The organism is Pseudomonas fungipugnans (genome assembly GCF_029955235.1).
Classification (GTDB): domain Bacteria; phylum Pseudomonadota; class Gammaproteobacteria; order Pseudomonadales; family Pseudomonadaceae; genus Aquipseudomonas; species Aquipseudomonas fungipugnans.
Genome location: NZ_JARBWL010000001.1, coordinates 1,170,389 through 1,188,972 on the forward strand (window position 1 = coordinate 1,170,389; position 18,584 = coordinate 1,188,972).

Here is an 18,584-nt window from a genome sequence, read left to right on the forward strand (position 1 = left end):
TGAACTTTTATTTAGAAAGCGGCCTGACATTTATAGGCAAAATGCCACGCAACGCTGTGAATCCCGGAAAAGGCTGCCCTATGACCCGCATCTTGACCATCGAAGACGACGCCGTGACCGCCCGCGAGATTGTTGCCGAATTGAGCAGCCACGGCCTGGACGTGGATTGGGTCGATAACGGCCGCGAGGGTCTGGCGCGTGCCGTCAGCGGTGACTATGACCTGATCACCCTTGATCGCATGCTGCCCGAGCTCGACGGTCTGGCGATTGTCACCACCCTGCGCACCATGGGCGTGGCCACGCCTATTCTGATGATCAGCGCCCTTTCCGATGTCGATGAACGTGTGCGGGGGCTGCGTGCCGGCGGCGATGACTACCTGACCAAACCCTTCGCCACCGATGAAATGGCGGCCCGCGTCGAAGTGCTGCTGCGCCGCCAGAACACGGTCAGCGCCCAGGCCACCACGTTGCGGGTCGCGGACCTTGAGCTGAACCTGATCAGCCACGAAGCCAGCCGCAATGGTGAGCTGCTGACCTTGCTGCCCACCGAGTACAAGCTGCTGGAATTCCTGATGCGCAACACCGGACAGATTCTCTCGCGGATGATGATTTTCGAAGAGGTATGGGGCTATCACTTCGACCCCGGCACCAACCTGATCGACGTCCACATTGGCCGCCTGCGCAAGAAAATCGACCCGCCCGGCAACGTCCCACTGATTCGGACCGTGCGAGGCTCGGGGTATGTCATTGCTGAACCCCTCTAAAGGCTGGCGTTCTTCCAGCAGCCGCTTGCTGGCGCTGTACAGTTCGCTGTTCGTGGCTTGGAGCGGGATCCTCATGGGGGTCATGTATTACGAGGTGTCCGCTTACCTGGACAACCTCGCCAAGCACTCGCTGATGCAACGCCAGCATCTGTTTGCGCGCTTCCAGGGCGAGCAACTGGTGGATGCCCTCGCCGCCAGCATGACCTTCGACATTCGCGGCATCGATGCCTATGGCCTGTTCGACGCCAATCGCAATTACCTCAGCGGCGCCCTGCGGGAAATCCCCGATATCTTGCCACTGGACGGCAAGATCCATGTGCTCGAAGACTGTGCCGAACCTGACGATCCGACCCTGCCGTCCAATAGCTGCGACGCGGTAGCCACGCGCACGGCGGATGGCCGCTGGCTGGTGCTGGTACGGGACAACGGTTCGTTGTTTGCGGTAAACCGGATTATCTTGCATGCGCTGTTCTGGGGAGTTTCGCTGACCATCCTGCCGGGGATCGCCGGCTGGCATCTGTTGCGGCGCCGACCGTTGCGGCGCATCCGCGCAATTCAGGCCAGCGCCGAGGCCATCGTCGCCGGCGACCTGACCCGCCGCCTGCCGCTGTCCAATCGCCGCGACGAACTGGACATGCTCGCCGCCATCGTCAACGCCATGCTCGCGCGCATCGAACGCCTGATGCATGAGGTCAAGGGCGTCTGTGACAACATCGCCCACGACTTGCGCACACCACTGACTCGATTGCGAGCACAGTTGTACCGGATCCAGCAGCAGGCTGGCGACGCCTCGCCACTGTCGGTACAGCTGGATTCCGTACTCGCCGAGGCCGATACATTGATGGCACGGTTTCGCGGGTTGTTGCGGATTTCAGAGCTGGAAGATCGCCAACGGCGATCGGGGTTCATACAACTGGACCCGGTGCCGCTGCTGCACGAACTGCATGACTTTTATCTGCCACTGGCCGAAGAAGGCGAGCTGACTTTTCAACTGCAAATCCCGGTCGCACTGCCCGCCCTCAACGGCGACCGCGCCTTGCTGTTCGAGGCACTGGCCAACCTGCTGAGCAACTCGATCAAATTCACCCCGCCCGGTGGCGTGGTGATTTTGCGCGGAATCAATGACGGTGGCAGCACGCGGATCGAAGTCCTCGACTCCGGCCCGGGGATTCCATTGGCGGAACGCGAAGCGGTGTTCCAGCGCTTCTATCGGGCCGAGGGTGGCAACCAGCAAAGTGGTTTCGGGCTCGGGCTGTCCATCGTCGCGGCGATTGTCAACCTGCACGGCTTCACCCTGGAAGTCGGCAGCAGCGAGAGCGGCGGCGCGCGATTGGCGATGGATTGTCGGCAGAGTCTGATTGCGCCGACATGAACCATATTCCTGACTGAACACACACCCGCTCCCACAGGGTTTTGTTGTCTGGCCAAAAATGGGTGTACGACCCCGATCAACTGTGGGAGCGGGCTTGCCCGCGAAGGGGTCAGCACATTCGACATCTTTGCTGACTGACACACCGCCTTCGCGAGCAAGCTCGCTCCCACAGGGTTTTGTTGTCAGACCAAAATTTGGCGTACAACCCCGCTCCCACAGGGTTTCATTGTCAGGCCAGAAATGGGTGTACGTCCACGATCAACTGTGGGAGTGGGCTTGCCCGCGAAGGGGTTAGCACATTCGACATCTTTGCTGACTGACACACCGTCTTCGCGGGCAAGCCCGCTCCCACAGGGTTTTGTTGTCAGACCAAAATTTGGCGTACAACCCCGATCAACTGTGGGAGCGGGCTTGCCCGCGAAGGGGTCAGCACATTCGACATCTTTGCTGACTGACACACCGCCTTCGCGAGCAACCCCGCTCCCACAGGGTTTTTGTTGTCTGGCCAAAAATGGGTGTACGACCCCCGATCTACTGTGGGAGCGGGCTTGCCCGCGAAGGGGTCAGCACATTCGACATCTTCGCTGACTGACACACCGCCTTCGCGAGCAAGCCCGCTCCCACAAGGTTTCATTGTCAGGCCAGAAATGGGTGTACGTCCACGATCAACTGTGGGAGCGGGCTTGCCCGCGAAGGGGTCAGCACATTCGACATCTTTGCTGACTGACACACCGCCTTCGCGAGCAAGCTCGCTCCCACAGGGTTTTGTTGTCAGACCAAAATTTGGCGTACAACCCCGCTCCCACAGGGTTTCATTGTCAGGCCAGAAATGGGTGTACGTCCACGATCAACTGTGGGAGCGGGCTTGCCCGCGAAGGGGTCAGCACATTCGACATCTTTGCTGACTGACACACCGTCTTCGCGGGCAAGCCCGCTCCCACAGGGTTTTGTTGTCAGAACAAAATTTGGCGTACAACCCCGATCAACTGTGGGAGCGGGCTTGCCCGCGAAGACGGTATGACATTCAGCATCAGTGTTAGCTGACACACCGCCTTCGCGGGCAGGCTCGCTCCCACGGGGATCTTCATCGCTTTGGGGATTGGATCAGGCCGGGTAGTTGCCTCGTAGCGCTTCCAGCCCACCCTGATAGATGCCTGCAAACAACGCTTGCACTTCCTCGTCGCTCACACCCACAGCGGTAAAACGTCCGGACCAGGTCACTCGTGCGCCCTGCCCTTGTGCTTCCACGCGCAACGTCGCCAGATAATCAGTCGCCGGAAACGGCGACTGCACGAACGAGTAGCTGTAGGTTCTGGCCGCGTTGTCGAACGTCTCCAGGCGCTCAATCACCACGGTGCCATCGGACGTTTGCAGCGTGCGAACGCGTCCGCCTTCGCTCAGTTCACTCTTGGGAATGAACGGCAGCCAGTCCGGCAGCGCGTTGAAGCCGCCGACCAATTGCCAGACCTGATCGGCCGAAGCCGGGATATCGATGAATGCTGATGCAGTTGCCATGTGAAATGCTCTCTCGATGAATTCGGTTCAGATTGCCATGCTGTCGACGACACCGCCATCGACCCGCAATGCCGCGCCGGTGGTGGCCGAGGACAGCGGCGAAGCGATGTAGGCCACCAGGTTGGCGACTTCCTCGACATCGGCCACACGCTGGATGATCGAACTCGGCCGGGCCTTACGCACGAAGGCGTCGGCTTCTTCCCGGGCGCTGCGGCCGGACTCGGCGGTGGCGTCCTTGAGCATCTGCTCCAGGCCGTCGGTGAAGGTCGGGCCGGGCAGGATCGCGTTGACCGTCACCCCAGTGCCTGCCAGCCGCTTGGCCAGACCATGGGACACCGCCAGGTTCGCGCTTTTGGTCACGCCATAGTTGATCATGTCGGCCGGAATGGCCACGCCGGATTCAGACGACAAGAAGATCACCCGCCCCCAGCCCTGACTGACCATGGCCGGTGTGTAATGCCGGGCCAGACGCACGCCGCAGATCACATTGACCTCATAGAAGCGCGTCCATTCGCTGTCCGCTGCGTCGAAGAAATCCACGTCGTCGAAAATCCCGAGGTTGTTCACCAGAATGTCCGCACGCGGTTCTGCGGCGAATAACTGCGCGGCGCCTTCAGCGGTGCCGAGGTCGGCGGTCAGGCCACGCAACTGCGCCCCCGGAACGCGTTGACGAATGCTCGCCAGCGCTTGCTCGACCTTGGCTGCGTCACGCCCGATTACCACCACCGTCGCGCCGCACTCGGCCAGCGCCTTGCTGATCCCCAGGCCGATACCGGCAGTGCTGCCACTGACGATCGCCAGTTTTCCATTCAGATCGATGTTCATGCTCAAGCTCCAATGACCGGCAACGGCGCACGCTCGCAAATCAATTTCGCCTCTCGCATCGCCTGCCAGAATGCTGCCGGAATCACCGCCGACAGCGCCGCCACATCTTCAGCAATCCGCTCAGGACGGCTGGAGCCCGGAATCACCGCCGCCACTGCCGGATTCGCCAGCGAGAACTGCAACGCCGCCGCTTTGATAGCCACGCCATACGTAGCAGCAATGCGCTTGATCTGCTCGACCTTGCTGATGATCGCCGGGCTCGCCTTCTGGTATTCGAAGTGTGCACCACCGGCGAGAATCCCCGAGCTGTAAGGACCGCCGACCACGATCTCGACGTTCTGCGCCAACGCCGCGTCCATCAACCGCTGCAAGGCACGGTCATGGTCCAGCAGCGTGTAGCGACCGGCCAGCAGAAAACCGTCCGGCTGCGCTTCGCTCAGATCGAGGGTCAGCTCGCACGGCTCGACTTTGTTGACGCCCAAACCCCAGCCCTTGATCACGCCTTCTTCGCTCAAACGGGTCAGCACTTTGAATGCACCGGTTCGGGCCTGGTTGAAGTATTCCAGCCACTGATCGCCATAGAAGTCCTGGGCGATATCGTGCACCCAGACGATGTCCAGGCGGTCGGTTTGCAGACGCTTGAGGCTGTCTTCGATAGAGCGCATCGTTGCATCGGCGCTGTAGTCGTTGACTATCTTGTTCGCCCGGCCATGCTCGAATACCCCGCTCTTCTCGCCCAGGTCACGGGCAGCGGCGTCTTCGACTTCATCGAGAATCACCCGACCGACCTTGGTGCTCAGCACATAGTCGTCGCGGTTGTACTGAGCCAGTGCGGCACCCAGGCGAATTTCCGACAGGCCCGAGCCGTAGAACGGCGCAGTGTCGAAGTAACGCACGCCGGCCTCCCAGGCGGCGTGCACAGTGGCTTCGGCTTCGGCTTCGGGGATGGCGCGGAACATGTTGCCCAATGGCGCGGTGCCGAAACCCAGCTGACCTGGCAGTTTGTCTTTCAAGCTCATGGTGGTTTCCTCTGAGTGATTGAGGTCTGTTGACCGTTGAGCCGATGCTAGATTGCGAGGGTCGGACCGTCCAAGACATAATATGCAGCACTTGAGTCCCTACAGGTCTGACATGATCGACATCCGCCAATTGCGTTACTTCGTCGCCGTCGCCGAAGAAGAACACGTCGGTCGCGCCGCCGAACGCCTGCACATCTCCCAGTCGCCGTTGAGCCGGCAGATCGCCCAGCTCGAAGAACGGCTGGGCCTGACCCTGTTCGAACGCAGCCAGCAACGTATTCGCCTGACTCGCGACGGCCAGACGTTCCTCGCCGAAACCCGCGCCTTGCTGACCCACGCCAATCGCCTGGAATCGCTGGGCAAGCGCCTCGGTCGCGGCGAAGAAGGCGGGCTGTGCATCGGCTACATCGAAAACGCCATGCACGCGGGTGTCCTGCCCAACGCCTTGCGGGTGCTGCGGGTGGACCGACCGAACGTGCACGTCGCGCTGTACAACCTGAGTTCCGCCGAACAGCTCGAAGGCTTGCGTCAGCGTAGTCTCGATATCGCCCTGGTCAGCGAACCACCCGCCCTTGATGATCCGGACCTGCTGGGTTTTCAGGTGCTGGACGACCCCATGTTGCTGGCCTTGCCCGAGCATCATCCATTGGCTCATCAAACAGAACTGACCCCGGCGGACCTGGGCAGCCAGCAATGGATCGGGGTGCAACCGCGTCAGGACGCCGCCAGCCGCGACGACTTCGTCAGCGCCTGCATCCGCGCCGGTTTCACCCCGGACATCCGCATGGAAGCCACCGAACCGTTCACCGCGCTGGGGCTGGTGGCATCGGGGCTGGGGATTGCGATGATTCAAAAAGGCTTGAGCCGTAATGCACCGCCGGGGGTGGTACTGCGCGAAGTACCGTGGATTTGCTTTACCACGCCATTGTGGGCGGCGTGGCACCGGATCAACTTGCGGCCGCTGGTGGAGACGTTCCGAAAAGTGCTGACAGAACCGAATCAATAAATGTGGGAGCAGACTCACTCCCACATGGGGACTTTCATACACTCGATATATATCGGTGAGAGTTCATGTAACTATATCTAACTGTCATTTACCTGAACCACTTCCCGACTCACTTAGCGGATCCGGTTCTTTCTGCCCGAAACAGCAATCAACCGGACATTTGAGGTTGACTTCACATACCTGCCTGAGTACATTGCCCGGGCCGGTTACACAGGCCTTTTTTCAACTCACAAAAGAAGCCAATGGACACAGTATCTAGACGCTGTCGGATTGCTGCTCAAACGCAGAATCTGGCACACAACCCAGAACAACACGGGACTCGACTTTTCGGTCGGGTAAGCTGCGCTAGAGCTTGATGCTCCACCGTAACTTGCCTCGCCGGCCTCAGTCCGGTGCAGAGGTATGTTATGAACTTCACAACCACAGTAATGCCAGGCGTACGCGCCTTCGCCTCGACCATGCGGGTCAAGCTCTGCCGTGAGCGTCTCGTGTCGGCCCGGGCCTGCGCGCCATTTTCCAGCCCTTCCTCCCCTGCCAAGGCACAACCCCGTGCCAACTGGCGCGTCTGCCCGGTGACGGGTCAACTCCAGCAACGCTGGAGCGTGGACGACAGTCAGGACCCGCAGAGTCGGAGCACCGCTCGCCTGTTTCAGCAGGCGAGCCTGATGCTTGGCCTGCCCCTTGGGGCGCGCTCGTTCAATTGATCTGAAGGCACTCTGAACGTCCTTCTTCCACGGTTTCCTTATATAGGAACTCGGCAACTTTCTATTGCCTGTTAATTAATAGATTTATTGGAATTACCTATGGACGAAGCCAGTAGACGGTTCGCTGCCTGCAACTTTCCCGTGGGCGGGCAGCGAACGTTAAAACATAGAAAACGCAACTATCAGAATCGATCGCTTATTTGCGGCTCGACATACGTGCGCTCGTCTTTGAATAGCTGAGTGGCCTGTGTGTCGTGCCGCAAGCCTGCGGCAGGAGCACAGCAATGACCCTTGCAAACACCGCAAAAAAAACCACTCAGGGCGCCACCCGCGACGACGCGAAACTGTCGATGCGCGCCGCCCGGGAAGCGCAGAACGGCCTGGCCGTTACCCTGACCAACCTCAATGCCACCACCGACGGCCTGACCCAACTCGAAGCCGAAGGCCGCCTGGCCCGCAACGGCCACAACGAAGTGGCCCACGACAAGCCGCCTCATGCGCTCTTCCAGCTGCTCAAATCCCTGCACAACCCCTTCATCTATGTGCTGCTGACCCTGGCCGGTATCAGCTTCTTTACCGACTACTGGTTGCCAATCAGCAAAGGTGAAGCCGACGACGCCGACCTGACCAAGGTCATCATTATCATGACCATGGTCAGCCTGAGCAGCCTGCTGCGGTTCTGGCAGGAATACCGCTCGGCCAAATCCGCCGAAGCGCTCAAGGCGATGGTGCGCACCACCGCTACCGTGCTGCGCCGCGAGCATCAGGACGGTAAATCCGTATTGCGTGAAGTGCCGATGCGCGACCTGGTGGTCGGCGACATCGTTCAGCTCAGCGCTGGCGACATGATCCCGGCGGATATCCGCCTGATCGAATCTCGTGACCTGTTCATCAGTCAGGCAGTGCTGACCGGTGAAGCCTTGCCGGTGGAAAAGTACGACACCCTGGGCAACGTGGCACAGAAGTCGGCGACCGCAAAGGCGGCCGATCAGTCGGACCTGCTGGACCTGCCGAACATCTGCTTCATGGGCACCAACGTCGTCAGCGGCACCGCCAAAGCAGTGGTGGTGGCGACCGGTGCGCGAACCTACTTCGGTTCTCTGGCCAAGGCCATCGTCGGCTCGCGAGTGCAAACCGCGTTCGACCGTGGCGTGAACAGCGTCAGCTGGCTGCTGATCCGTTTCATGCTGGTGATGGTGCCGATTGTGTTCCTGCTCAACGGCTTCTCCAAGGGTGACTGGGGCGACGCATTCCTCTTTGCACTGGCGGTGGCGGTCGGCCTGACCCCGGAAATGCTGCCGATGATCGTCAGCGCCAACCTGGCCAAAGGCGCCATGGCCATGGCCAAGCGCAAAGTGGTGGTCAAGCGCCTCAACGCGATCCAGAACTTCGGTTCGATGGACGTGCTGTGCACCGACAAGACCGGCACCCTGACCCAGGACAAGATCATTCTTGAGCACCACGTTGACGCCAACGGTCGGCGCGACGACTCGATCCTCGAACTGGCGTGGCTCAACAGCCATCACCAGAGCGGCCTGAAAAACCTGATGGACCAGGCGGTCGTGCAGTTCGCCGACCGCAACCCGAAGTTCCGTGTGCCGTTCGCCTACAGCAAGGTCGATGAACTGCCGTTCGATTTCGTGCGTCGGCGCCTGTCGATCATCGTCAAGGACAGCCGCGACGATCACCTGATGGTGTGCAAAGGCGCGGTGGAGGAAATGCTCGCCATCGCCAGCCACATCAATGAAAACGGCAGCGTCGTGGCACTGGATGAACAACGCCGCAAAGACCTGCTGGCCCTGGCCAACGAGTACAACGAAGACGGCTTCCGCGTGTTGCTGGTCGCCACCCGCGAGATCCCGAAAGCCCAGAGCAAGAACCAGTACAAGACCAGCGATGAGCGCGAGCTGGTTATCCGCGGCTTCCTGACCTTCCTCGATCCACCGAAGGAAACCGCCGGCCCGGCCATCGCTGCGCTGCGTGACATGGGCGTGACCGTCAAGGTACTGACTGGCGACAACGCTGTGGTCACTTGCAAGATCTGCCGCGAAGTCGGACTGGACCCGGGTACCCCGCTGCTCGGCCAGGACATCGAGCACATGGACGACACCACCCTCAAGTTGCGGGTCGAAGAACGCACGGTGTTTGCCAAGCTGACACCGCTGCAAAAGTCCCGGGTGCTCAAGGCGCTGCAAGCCAACGGCCACACCGTGGGTTTCCTCGGCGACGGCATCAATGATGCTCCAGCCCTGCGCGATGCCGACGTCGGTATTTCGGTGGACAGCGGCACTGACATTGCCAAGGAATCGGCCGACATCATCCTCCTGGAAAAGAGCCTGATGGTGCTCGAAGAAGGCGTGCTCAAGGGCCGCGAAACCTTCGGCAATATCATGAAGTACCTGAACATGACTGCCAGCTCCAACTTCGGCAACGTGTTCTCGGTGCTGGTGGCCAGTGCGTTCATTCCGTTCCTGCCGATGCTGTCGATCCACCTGCTGTTGCAAAACCTGATGTACGACATCTCTCAGTTGGCGCTGCCATGGGACAAGATGGACAAGGAATACCTGAGCAAACCACGCAAGTGGGACGCGAAGAACATTGGCCGCTTCATGCTGTGGATCGGGCCGACCTCGTCGGTCTTCGATATGACCACCTTCGCCCTGATGTGGTACGTGTTCGCCGCCAACAGCGTGGAAATGCAGAGCCTGTTCCAGTCCGGCTGGTTCATTGAAGGGTTGCTGTCCCAAACCCTGGTGGTGCATATGCTGCGTACCCGCAAGATCCCGTTCTTCCAGAGCACTGCCGCACTGCCCGTGATCCTGATGACCATGGTGGTGATCTGCCTGGGCATCTACCTGCCGTTCTCGCCGCTGGGCACGATGGTCGGCCTGGTGCCGTTGCCATGGGAATACTTCCCTTGGCTGGTGGGCACCCTGCTGAGCTACTGCGTGTTCGCGCAGGTCATGAAAACCATCTACATCCGCCGCTTCAAGCAGTGGTACTGATAGCGACCCGTTAAGGAGCTGAACACCGCAGCCCATTGTGGGAGCGAGCTTGCTCGCGAAGGCATCGGGTCATTCAACATTGATGCTGAATGTGATGGCCTCTTCGCGAGCAGGCTCGCTCCCACAGATTCCATGTTCATCGCAACACCACGATCCGGCCCATGGGCCGTCAATCAATGTCACACCGAAATTAAGGAGAGTTCTCATGTCGGGAACGACTCTACTGATCAACCTCGCCGGTGCCATCGCACTTCTGCTGTGGGGCACGCACATGATTTCTTCTGCCCTGCTGCGCGGCTTCGGAACGCCCTTGCGCCAATGGCTGGGGCATAACCTCAACAACCGCTGGCTGGCTTTGCTCTCGGGCATCGGCATCACCGGCATCCTGCAAAGCAGCACCGCCGTCAGCATGATGGCGACCTCCTTCACCGCCGCCGGTACTCTGGGCCTGGCCCCGGCGCTGGCCGTCATGCTGGGCGCCAATATCGGTTCGACGCTGGTGGTGCAACTGCTCAGCATTGATGTGTCGATCCTCACGCCCATCGTGTTGCTGACCGGCGTGATCATCTTCCGTCTGCGCGACGACTCGCGCTTTGAAAGCATCGGCTGCGCGCTGATCGGCCTGGGGCTGATGCTGCTGGCCCTGCACATGCTCGGCGCGACACTGTCGAATGTCGAAAGCACGCCGGTGTTCCGGCTGATCATGCAGAGCCTGGACGGCGACCTGTTGATTGCCCTGCTGGTAGCGCTGATCCTGACGTGGCTGTGTCATTCCAGCGTCGCGGTGGTGCTGTTGATCGTCTCGCTCGCCGCCACCGGCTTGCTGTCGTCGACCACGATTGTGGCGCTGGTACTCGGCGCGAACATCGGCGGTGCGTTGCCGTCGGTGCTCAACGCCGGTTCCAGTGTTGGCCGGCGCCTGCCGCTGGGCAACCTGCTGATTCGTGCGTTCGGCTCCGCGCTGGTGTTGCCGTGTGCCGGCTGGCTGGCGCACGTTGCGGTCGCCCCGGCAGCGCTGGTGGTGTACCTGCACACTGGCTTCAACCTGCTGCTGGCGTTGGCCTTCATCGGCCTGACCGAACCCATGGCGCAATTGCTCACTCGCTGGCTGCCGGCGCCGGTGCGGGATGTCGATCCCGGTATGCCGCAGTACCTGGACGAAGCCGGGTTGGAGGTGGCCAATATCGGCCTGTCCAATGCTGCCCGCGAAGCTTTGCGCATGGCCGATATGTTCTCGGCGATGCTGGAGCGGATGCTGCAACTGTTCGACACCTCGCTGCCCCGGCATGTCGATGAAGTACGCAGTATCGACCAGTCGCTGGACCTGCTCAGCGCCGCTATCCGCGCTTATCTGGCGGACATCGGCCAGGAAGGCATCAGCGACAGCGATGCCGATCGCTCGCAGGAAATCCTCGCCTTCGTGATCAACCTCGAACACGCGGCGGACATTCTGTCCAGCAGCCTGGCGCAACTGGCCATGCGCCGCTTGCGTCGTGGCGAGCACTTCTCGACGTTCGAGTTGCGCAACATCGCGCCGCTGCACGAGGCGCTGCTGGAGAGTCTGAGCCTGGCGATCACTGTGTTCCTGCGCGAAGACATTGGCACCGCGCACCACCTGGTGCACCGCAAGGAGTTCGTCAGAAGGCTCGAAGCAACGGCCAGCCGTGAGCACTTTCGCAAGTTGCAGGAGGACAAGAATACCTGGGCCGAGTCCGGCGACATTTTCCAGCGCGTGCTGCGCGACTATCGCCGCGTGCATCACCACATCGCCGCCCTCGCCTACCCGCTGCTCGAGCGTGCCGGTGAACGGACCCTCGAGAGCAACGAGCTGATTCGGGACGTGCCGCCATGCGCCTCCTGATTTGCGCCGGGCGCTATTACGCCGACCAGCGCCAGTGCCGGCGCGTGCTCGACGCCTTCCAGCGCCTGCACCCGGTGCAAGTGCTGATCCATGGCGGCAATCAGTTCCTGGGTGCCGACATCGAGGAATGGGCCCGCGAACACGGCGCCGACATCGTGCGTTACCCGCCGAACTGGCAGCGCCACGGCAAGTTGGCCGAACGCCTGCGCAACCACTTCATGTTGCGCGACAGCCGCCCGGACGTGGTGATCGCCCTGCCCGGTGGCGAAGACACCGAAGAACTGCTCGCCCAGGCCCGCAACAGCGGCCTGCAAACCCTATCGGTCGAGGACCGCGGCTGACCCGCCGTCCTCCACATTATTTCGAGGTATCGCTTATGCCAAAAGCCAATCGCCTACTCCCCTCCTTCGTCCGCCATTTGCCGCCCGCTCAAGGGCGGACGCTGCGGCGCAACCTGCTGTTTGTCAGCATTACCCTGAGCATGATCGGGTTACTCAGTCTGATGTCCGACGCCTTTGCTGCCGGTGGCGCCTATGTGGTGGACGACGCCGGCATCAACGCTCCCGGCGAATGCAACGTCGACGTCTGGTATCAGGACGCCCGGCATTCGCCAAACAGCAGTTCGGTGGTGTCCCCGGCCTGCACGTTCAAGGAGCTGCCCACCGTGCAACTCGGCGCGGCGATACAGCGCAATCGTGCGGATGGTCAGGGCGAAACCCAGCTCAGCCCGCAATTCAAGGCACAGCTGTTTTCCCGTGAAGACCTGGGCCTGCAACTGGCACTGGCCGGTTCAACCCACTTTGCCTTTGATCGCGCCCATTCCTTCGACGGTGCCGACCTGAACCTGCCGATCACCTGGCAACCGTTTGAAGCGCTGCGCCTGAACCTCAACACCGGCTGGACCCACGCCTATGACGACGGCGAGCAGAATCATCGCTGGACCTGGGGCACCGGGGTGGAATACGACCTGGCCCGCTCCCTGACGTTGATCGCCGAACGCTATGGTCAGCGCGGTGGCGAACAGGCGTGGCAGGCCGGGCCGCGATTGCATATTGGCGAGCGGATCGATGTCGACCTGATCGTCGGGCGCAGCCTGATCGGCGAGCGCGATCAATGGCTGACCACCGGGGCAACGTTGCGGTTCTGACGGCGCCAATGACTCGCCCCACAGCTCCTACAATGTATGAAGGTATGACCGTAAGGCCGTACGAACTCAAGCGGTTGTGGAGGTGGTCATGAAAATTTCAGCCCGGCTGGCCGTTCTCGCCGTCGTCAGCTCCCTCGCCTACCTCGGCCTGGCCGTTTGGGGGCTGGGCGGGTTTGCGGCGTTTTTCTCCCATGGCGCACTGGTAGTGACAGCCCTGGCCACGCTGGCGATGACCGTGGCATCGCTGTTCACCGAGGTCAATCTGAGCAGCGGTGAACGGGAGGACCGCGACAACCGCTGGGTGATTCCGGCTTTCGGGATCATCGGCGTGGTCAGCGGTTACTTGCCGGCCTACACCGACCGTATCGATTTCTGGACCTTCGGCGGCGAAGGCGTGCGCTGGCTCGGCGCCGTGCTGTTCATCATCGGCGGCGCCCTGCGGCTGTGGCCGGTGTTTGTGTTGGGCAAGCGGTTTAGTGGGCTGGTGGCGATTCAGCCGGGGCACCAGTTGGTCACTGAGGGCATTTATCACCGCCTGCGCAACCCCAGTTACCTGGGCGTGTTGGTACTTGCCGTGGGTTGGGCGCTGGTGTTTCGCTCGGGCGTGGGGCTGGTGCTGGCGGCACTGACACTGATCCCGCTGATTGCACGGATTCACTCGGAAGAGGCGCTGCTGCGAGGGCAATTTGGCGCGCAGTACGAGGCTTATTGCGCGCGCAGCTGGCGGTTGATTCCTGGGGTTTATTGACGACCACAGAATCCTGGCACGACATCAATCTACTGTGGGAGCGAGCTTGCTCGCGATTGCAGTGGGTCAGTTAGTAATGGTGGTGGCTGACACTCCGTAATCGCGAGCAAGCTCGCTCCCACAGGGGGGACGGTGTCGAACTCAAGTTTTTTGCAGGCGCATCAACCCCTCAGCATCCCGATGCGCCTCAACCGCCTGATAATCAACCAACGTGGCATGCGCAGTCTGAATCGGGTAATCGTGCGTCGAGGTGATAATCACCAGATCCGCCCCCGACGCTTCGGCCGCCTGAATCCCCACGCTGGCGTCTTCAAAGATCAGACAATCCGTCACCTCAACCCCCAACCGCTGCGCCGCCAACCGAAACCCGGCCGGATCAGGCTTGCCAGCCTTGACGTCCTCGGCAGTGACCAGCGTTGCCGGCTCCGGAATCCCCGCCGCCGCCATCCGCCGCAACGCCAGCACACGCGGCGCCGAGGTCACAATCGCCCATTGCCCGGCTGGCAGCGACTTCAGAAAGGCCGCCGCCCCCGCCACCTCGACAATGCCTTCGACGTCATCAGTTTCCGCCTGGGTAATGAACGCCGCCTCGGCCTCGGCATCGATACCGGGCAAGTGCTGACGGTTCACCGTATCAATCGCGCGAGCGCCGTGGATGGTCGGCAGGAACGTCGCGACATCCAGCCCGTGGCGCACGGCCCAGGCGGTCCAGATGCGCTCGGCAGCGGCGATGGAATTGAGCACGGTGCCGTCCATGTCGAACAGAAAGGCACGGTAAGGGGTATCGAAAATGGATTCGGGTGCAGACAAGGGAACACTTCCTTTCACTGGGGCCTTACGAATGCCGGGCAATGTAACATCGCCAATCCCGGTTGACCCTCCGGGATCAGTTGACCGGGTGCGACTTCAACGCGCCATCCACACAATCAAGCAACTGCCCGATCGCCCAGGGCTTCTTGATGAATGCCACCGAATGCTTGACCCCCGACGTCTCCGGCGTCTCGTAGCCGGACATGATCATGATCGGCTTGTCGGGCCAGCGATCACCGAACAGATTGGCCAGATCCGCGCCATTGAGCCGGCCCGGCATGGTGATGTCCGTGAGCAGCAGCCTGACCTCGTCCGCATGCTGCTCCAGGTATTTGTCTGCCGCGTCGGCGCTGGTCTGCGGCTCGACGGCAAAGCCTTCATCCTGAAGAATCTCGCACAGAAACTCCAGAATCAGCGGGTCGTCCTCAACCACCAGAATCACGCCTCCAGGTTGCTGCCCGCTGCCCGTCGATACTGGATTCATGACCTTGCCACTCCCTGAAAACCTGAACAAATTCGCGGATCAAATCCGCCGCCTAAAAGGTATGAGCGGCGCACTTCGCGGAAATTCATTTTTGATACAGTTGGGCGACGAAATCAATGCGAAGGCCACCATTCAGGTCGCTACAGATCGCGGCCTTGTTCGCCTGCAACGTTATAGTTTGATCGGATATTCGGCTGCGCAAAGAGCCTGACTCGACAGGCATACGCCTGCCCCGGCTCGTAGCGCGACGGTTGTGATCTGCTTGGATGTGTTTCGTCGGCGGTTGAAGGCGCGGGCTACGGACGGAATGAAAACGGGCGACCTTTTTGGGGTCGCCCGCTTCACATTGTGAACAGTGGAGGCATTTATTGAGATCGAAGATAAATGGATTATTGTCTCGCCCTAACCAAATAAGTCCGTCCACTCTTGCCTTATGCGGCAGGCTGGCTCACCACCGGAATACGTTGCTGCGGCTGCGTCACATCGTAGACATGCTGCTGGCAGGAGTCGCCCACGAACTCAAACTCCACCTGATAGACCTTGCCTTTCTCTGGTGTGAAGGTGCTCTCCAATGGACCGCAAATATAGGTGTTCTCATGAGGCCCGGCGCCTGCATAACCGGATACCAGAAATACCTGACCGGCATCGGCCAGTGTCTCTAATTGCGGAAAGCGTTTAAGCGCAGCACTGTTGGCTGTTTCATTCAGCTTGGCAATCCAGCCAAACACCTTGCCCCGACCAGAATTCACCACAACCCCAAGTTTCTCCATGCGCTGGTCCGGGTCAGCGGCGCGCCTGATCGAAAACTCTACCGCACGCGTATTGCCTGTTGCTTTCATGATGACTTTGGCGTGCTCGGGATCGACGGTCACCGTGTTCTGGTGGAGCTGGACGCCGTCCTTCAACAGACTGGGAGAAGAGTCCCTGACGTTGGAGTGGCAGCCTGGCAATATGAGGAACAGGGACAGTGTTAGCAGTATGTTTTTCTTCACGGGGTATTCCTTGTTAGCGTAGATTAATTTCAATATTGAAAGGTATCGACTTACTTTGGTTCTTTGTTTTCCACCATGGTCGTGACGGCAATTTGCTCGCGCCGAACGCTCTCCGATTTACCATCGTCATAAATATCGGAAAGACTGCCGCATCTCCAATTTTTCCCTCTGCGGTGACAACCGGCGAAATACCTTTTGGACCTTATTGCATTCGAAGTAACACCTTGAACCGCGTTAATTTAAGTCCGACCATTGTAAAAGATGGTTTCCTATTGATGCAACTAAGAAGCTTGAAAAGCTATCCCAAGTTTTAGTTATCGAACTCTGACCTTCAAAAAACTGAAATACTGGCGGATCGTCAGAGACCGGTAGAAAATAATTAATTTCATATCCTTGATGCATGCAGAATACCTTAGCATCCGTAGGCAGAAAATCAGAGAGACCTAACTCATCAAGCAACTCATCCGCCTCAAACTTTAGGCTAAGTAATCTCGGATAAAATATATCAACACCACAAAAAATCTTACCAGCCGAACGCCCCGCAATCGTCAAAAACTCACGATATGCCAAAGGAACTTTACAACCAAAATGTTGCTCGATTGATGCAATCTCCACTTCGGAGCAACCAACAAGAGCAGAATCTAAAATTACTCCCCGCAGCACTAACTCATGAAAAATATCCCGAACGTTTTTCATCTTAGCTTTCCTGTTTCTACGTTAACAATCACACCGGGGATCCTTTGTTGAAACTGACTTATAACTCCGCTGCATGAAACGCAAACTGGGAGCTCTGAGTAAATATTCACGACCCCTTGTGACGAGGGGGTTAGCTTATCTGCCAAACTCGACAATATTTTATACTCTGAGTCCATCGTCCTTGGATTGTTACCAGTTTGTATTGTGTCGGAGACCTGTTTTTCAGGGACATCGACCGTTCCAGGGCGCTTCGCTAGCCCGCTTACCCCTACAAGCTCAGCGCTTTGTCCATCAATTGAATACTCAGCAACAGCAATATTCCTACCGCTACCAATATTTAGCTCCGAGCAAACTTGCACCGCCCGTTCAAATAATCTTGCTAATTCATTGGCGGCGGCAGCCTCTTTTGCACCGACAACTACCCGACAAAAAAGTACTGCCCACTACCGAGATCAATCAAATGACCTTCCAAGCACATTTCTATTAGTAACGATGAAACTTTTCTCCTATCTACACATTTCCCACACGACTCTAGAAACTTGATTAGCCGCCATTCATCGATTCTTTTTGGCTCACCAAAAAACTTATGTACGTCCACAACCCAATGCGGCTCGCATGACGTTTTCTCAAAACGCAATCCTGCACCATGCTTAACAAATCGCCACTGAGCACCATCAACTATCATTTCTCCACTCTGAGGAAAATCGATAAGCCATTTCAAATCCTTTACGTTGGGATGTAGTTCTGCGAACGCAAACACCAATTGGCACTGAAGCTCTACGAAAAGAAATACATCATTCATACTAATTGCCTCATAACTAGTATCTCACCCGAGCTTCAGCAGCCTCTCGCATAAGTTGGTCTGCCTCTTCCTTAGTCACGCTATGCACATTGACTGGCACGTCTTTGATCCCAGCTTTTGAAGCAGCCTCCGCGCGATGGTGGCCATCAAGGATAATCAACTTTCCACTTGCTCAATATGTGTACGCTCTCTAATCCACTGCTTCCGTTCAGCCTTCGATAAACCCTGCGGGGGCTGCGGCGGCTTTCCAGTAGTAGGATCAACAGGTCCGCCATTAGCGTTCTCGAATGATGCGCTGGGGACTTCGACCATCCGCCTGCATCACCCGAACTCGCGAACCATCAGGCAAGATGTATTGAGTTTCGACCACATTTCCGCTGGTCGGAGAAACTACTGGTTTTGTTGGGTACCCTGCTGCTTAAAATCAGCAATTCACTCCAGAGATATGACTAATTGATCCCACATTTGCTTTTGCACCATTTATACGTTACGCAATGTCCACCATCGACAACTGACATCAGGTTCAAATATCACTCTAGCCTCCGAAATCGATTCACGAATTTCAAATACAACATGAACTCCAGCCCCCGAACCATCCCGCACCAACTCAATAGACTTGACGTTTTCCGACGAAATAACTGCCAACTCTTGCATTGAAAGTCTCAGCACGACTTGGAACGATTTCATCACAGCACTAAAAGAAATATCAACCTCGAGTTCATTATATTTTGACTTCTTAGTATAGCGACATAGAGCCAAGGTTGGATCAACCTCAACAGGCTCGATACCAAACTCCTCCAAAAAGTCACTTGTGCTTGGAAATTCCATTACGAC

The 18,584-nt window shown here is 58.7% G+C and carries 20 protein-coding genes; 10 read left to right on the forward strand and 10 right to left on the reverse strand.

Features of this window, described 5'->3' with window-relative positions:
- The first annotated feature begins 80 nt into the window (after positions 1-80).
- The gene (locus tag POF45_RS04645) at positions 81-764 is read left to right on the forward strand and encodes a response regulator transcription factor (protein ID WP_092269740.1); all 684 of its coding nucleotides are present in this window, start codon (positions 81-83) and stop codon (positions 762-764) included.
- A complete protein-coding gene (locus tag POF45_RS04650; RefSeq protein WP_259494787.1) occupies positions 742-2,136 on the forward strand; it encodes a sensor histidine kinase in 1,395 nt (464 codons plus the stop codon). The genes POF45_RS04645 and POF45_RS04650 overlap by 23 nt, the downstream gene beginning before the upstream one ends.
- Before the next feature lie 1,104 nt (positions 2,137-3,240).
- Here POF45_RS04650 and POF45_RS04655 read toward each other — a convergent pair.
- Genes POF45_RS04655 through POF45_RS04665 form a run of 3 tightly spaced genes read right to left on the reverse strand, consistent with a single transcriptional unit; the run spans position 3,241 to position 5,495 of the window.
- The gene (locus POF45_RS04655) at positions 3,241-3,651 is read right to left on the reverse strand and encodes an SRPBCC family protein (protein ID WP_282315205.1); all 411 of its coding nucleotides are present in this window, start codon (positions 3,649-3,651) and stop codon (positions 3,241-3,243) included.
- Positions 3,652-3,678: 27 nt separating this feature from the next.
- A complete protein-coding gene (locus POF45_RS04660; protein WP_282315206.1) occupies positions 3,679-4,476 on the reverse strand; it encodes an SDR family NAD(P)-dependent oxidoreductase in 798 nt (265 codons plus the stop codon).
- Positions 4,477-4,478: 2 nt separating this feature from the next.
- Positions 4,479-5,495, reverse strand: a complete 1,017-nt coding sequence (locus POF45_RS04665; RefSeq protein WP_282315207.1) for an aldo/keto reductase — start codon at positions 5,493-5,495, stop codon at positions 4,479-4,481.
- Positions 5,496-5,607: 112 nt separating this feature from the next.
- Here POF45_RS04665 and POF45_RS04670 point away from each other — a divergent pair, with 112 nt between their 5' ends.
- The 7 genes from POF45_RS04670 to POF45_RS04700 all read left to right on the forward strand — a co-directional run bounded on the left by POF45_RS04670 (position 5,608) and on the right by POF45_RS04700 (position 13,966).
- The gene (locus POF45_RS04670) at positions 5,608-6,501 is read left to right on the forward strand and encodes a LysR substrate-binding domain-containing protein (RefSeq protein ID WP_282315208.1); all 894 of its coding nucleotides are present in this window, start codon (positions 5,608-5,610) and stop codon (positions 6,499-6,501) included.
- A 407-nt stretch (positions 6,502-6,908) separates the two neighbouring features.
- Positions 6,909-7,205, forward strand: coding sequence for a hypothetical protein (locus POF45_RS04675; RefSeq protein ID WP_282315209.1), 297 nt, complete (start codon positions 6,909-6,911; stop codon positions 7,203-7,205).
- A 284-nt stretch (positions 7,206-7,489) separates the two neighbouring features.
- Positions 7,490-10,210, forward strand: coding sequence for a magnesium-translocating P-type ATPase (mgtA, locus tag POF45_RS04680; RefSeq protein WP_282315210.1), 2,721 nt, complete (start codon positions 7,490-7,492; stop codon positions 10,208-10,210).
- Positions 10,211-10,415: 205 nt separating this feature from the next.
- The gene (locus POF45_RS04685; RefSeq protein WP_259494798.1) at positions 10,416-12,071 is read left to right on the forward strand and encodes a Na/Pi cotransporter family protein; all 1,656 of its coding nucleotides are present in this window, start codon (positions 10,416-10,418) and stop codon (positions 12,069-12,071) included.
- The gene (locus POF45_RS04690; RefSeq protein WP_259494800.1) at positions 12,059-12,412 is read left to right on the forward strand and encodes a DUF2493 domain-containing protein; all 354 of its coding nucleotides are present in this window, start codon (positions 12,059-12,061) and stop codon (positions 12,410-12,412) included. The genes POF45_RS04685 and POF45_RS04690 overlap by 13 nt, the downstream gene beginning before the upstream one ends.
- Before the next feature lie 35 nt (positions 12,413-12,447).
- Positions 12,448-13,218: a PA4824 family protein gene (locus tag POF45_RS04695; RefSeq protein WP_282315211.1), complete on the forward strand. Its 771-nt coding sequence runs from the start codon at positions 12,448-12,450 to the stop codon at positions 13,216-13,218.
- Positions 13,219-13,306: 88 nt separating this feature from the next.
- Complete coding sequence (locus tag POF45_RS04700; RefSeq protein WP_259494802.1) at positions 13,307-13,966, forward strand: methyltransferase family protein; 660 nt, start codon at positions 13,307-13,309, stop codon at positions 13,964-13,966.
- 141 nt (positions 13,967-14,107) lie between these two features.
- Here POF45_RS04700 and POF45_RS04705 read toward each other — a convergent pair whose 3' ends face one another.
- Together POF45_RS04705 and POF45_RS04710 are read right to left on the reverse strand one after the other, a co-directional pair.
- Positions 14,108-14,776, reverse strand: coding sequence for an HAD-IA family hydrolase (locus POF45_RS04705; RefSeq protein WP_282315212.1), 669 nt, complete (start codon positions 14,774-14,776; stop codon positions 14,108-14,110).
- Positions 14,777-14,852: 76 nt separating this feature from the next.
- On the reverse strand, positions 14,853-15,260 hold the full coding sequence (locus POF45_RS04710) for a response regulator (protein WP_259494805.1): 408 nt from the start codon (positions 15,258-15,260) through the stop codon (positions 14,853-14,855).
- Between POF45_RS04710 and POF45_RS04715 the strand changes: the two genes are divergently transcribed.
- Entirely contained in the window at positions 15,259-15,471 is a 213-nt protein-coding gene (locus POF45_RS04715) for a hypothetical protein (protein ID WP_259494807.1), read from the forward strand. The genes POF45_RS04710 and POF45_RS04715 overlap by 2 nt on opposite strands.
- A 220-nt stretch (positions 15,472-15,691) precedes the next feature.
- On the opposite strand, the gene POF45_RS04720 is transcribed toward POF45_RS04715, so the two are convergent.
- From POF45_RS04720 to POF45_RS04735, 5 genes are all read right to left on the reverse strand, one after another.
- Positions 15,692-16,252, reverse strand: coding sequence for a hypothetical protein (locus tag POF45_RS04720; protein WP_259494808.1), 561 nt, complete (start codon positions 16,250-16,252; stop codon positions 15,692-15,694).
- A 234-nt stretch (positions 16,253-16,486) separates the two neighbouring features.
- Positions 16,487-16,948, reverse strand: a complete 462-nt coding sequence (locus POF45_RS04725) for an SMI1/KNR4 family protein (RefSeq protein WP_282315213.1) — start codon at positions 16,946-16,948, stop codon at positions 16,487-16,489.
- Positions 16,945-17,307, reverse strand: coding sequence for a deaminase domain-containing protein (locus POF45_RS29780; protein ID WP_431978589.1), 363 nt, complete (start codon positions 17,305-17,307; stop codon positions 16,945-16,947). Before POF45_RS29780 ends, POF45_RS04725 begins: the two co-directional genes overlap by 4 nt.
- Before the next feature lie 59 nt (positions 17,308-17,366).
- Entirely contained in the window at positions 17,367-17,750 is a 384-nt protein-coding gene (locus POF45_RS04730; protein WP_259494811.1) for a DUF6896 domain-containing protein, read from the reverse strand.
- Between the two features lie 480 nt (positions 17,751-18,230).
- Complete coding sequence (locus POF45_RS04735) at positions 18,231-18,578, reverse strand: hypothetical protein (RefSeq protein ID WP_259494813.1); 348 nt, start codon at positions 18,576-18,578, stop codon at positions 18,231-18,233.
- Between the last annotated feature and the right edge of the window lie 6 nt (positions 18,579-18,584).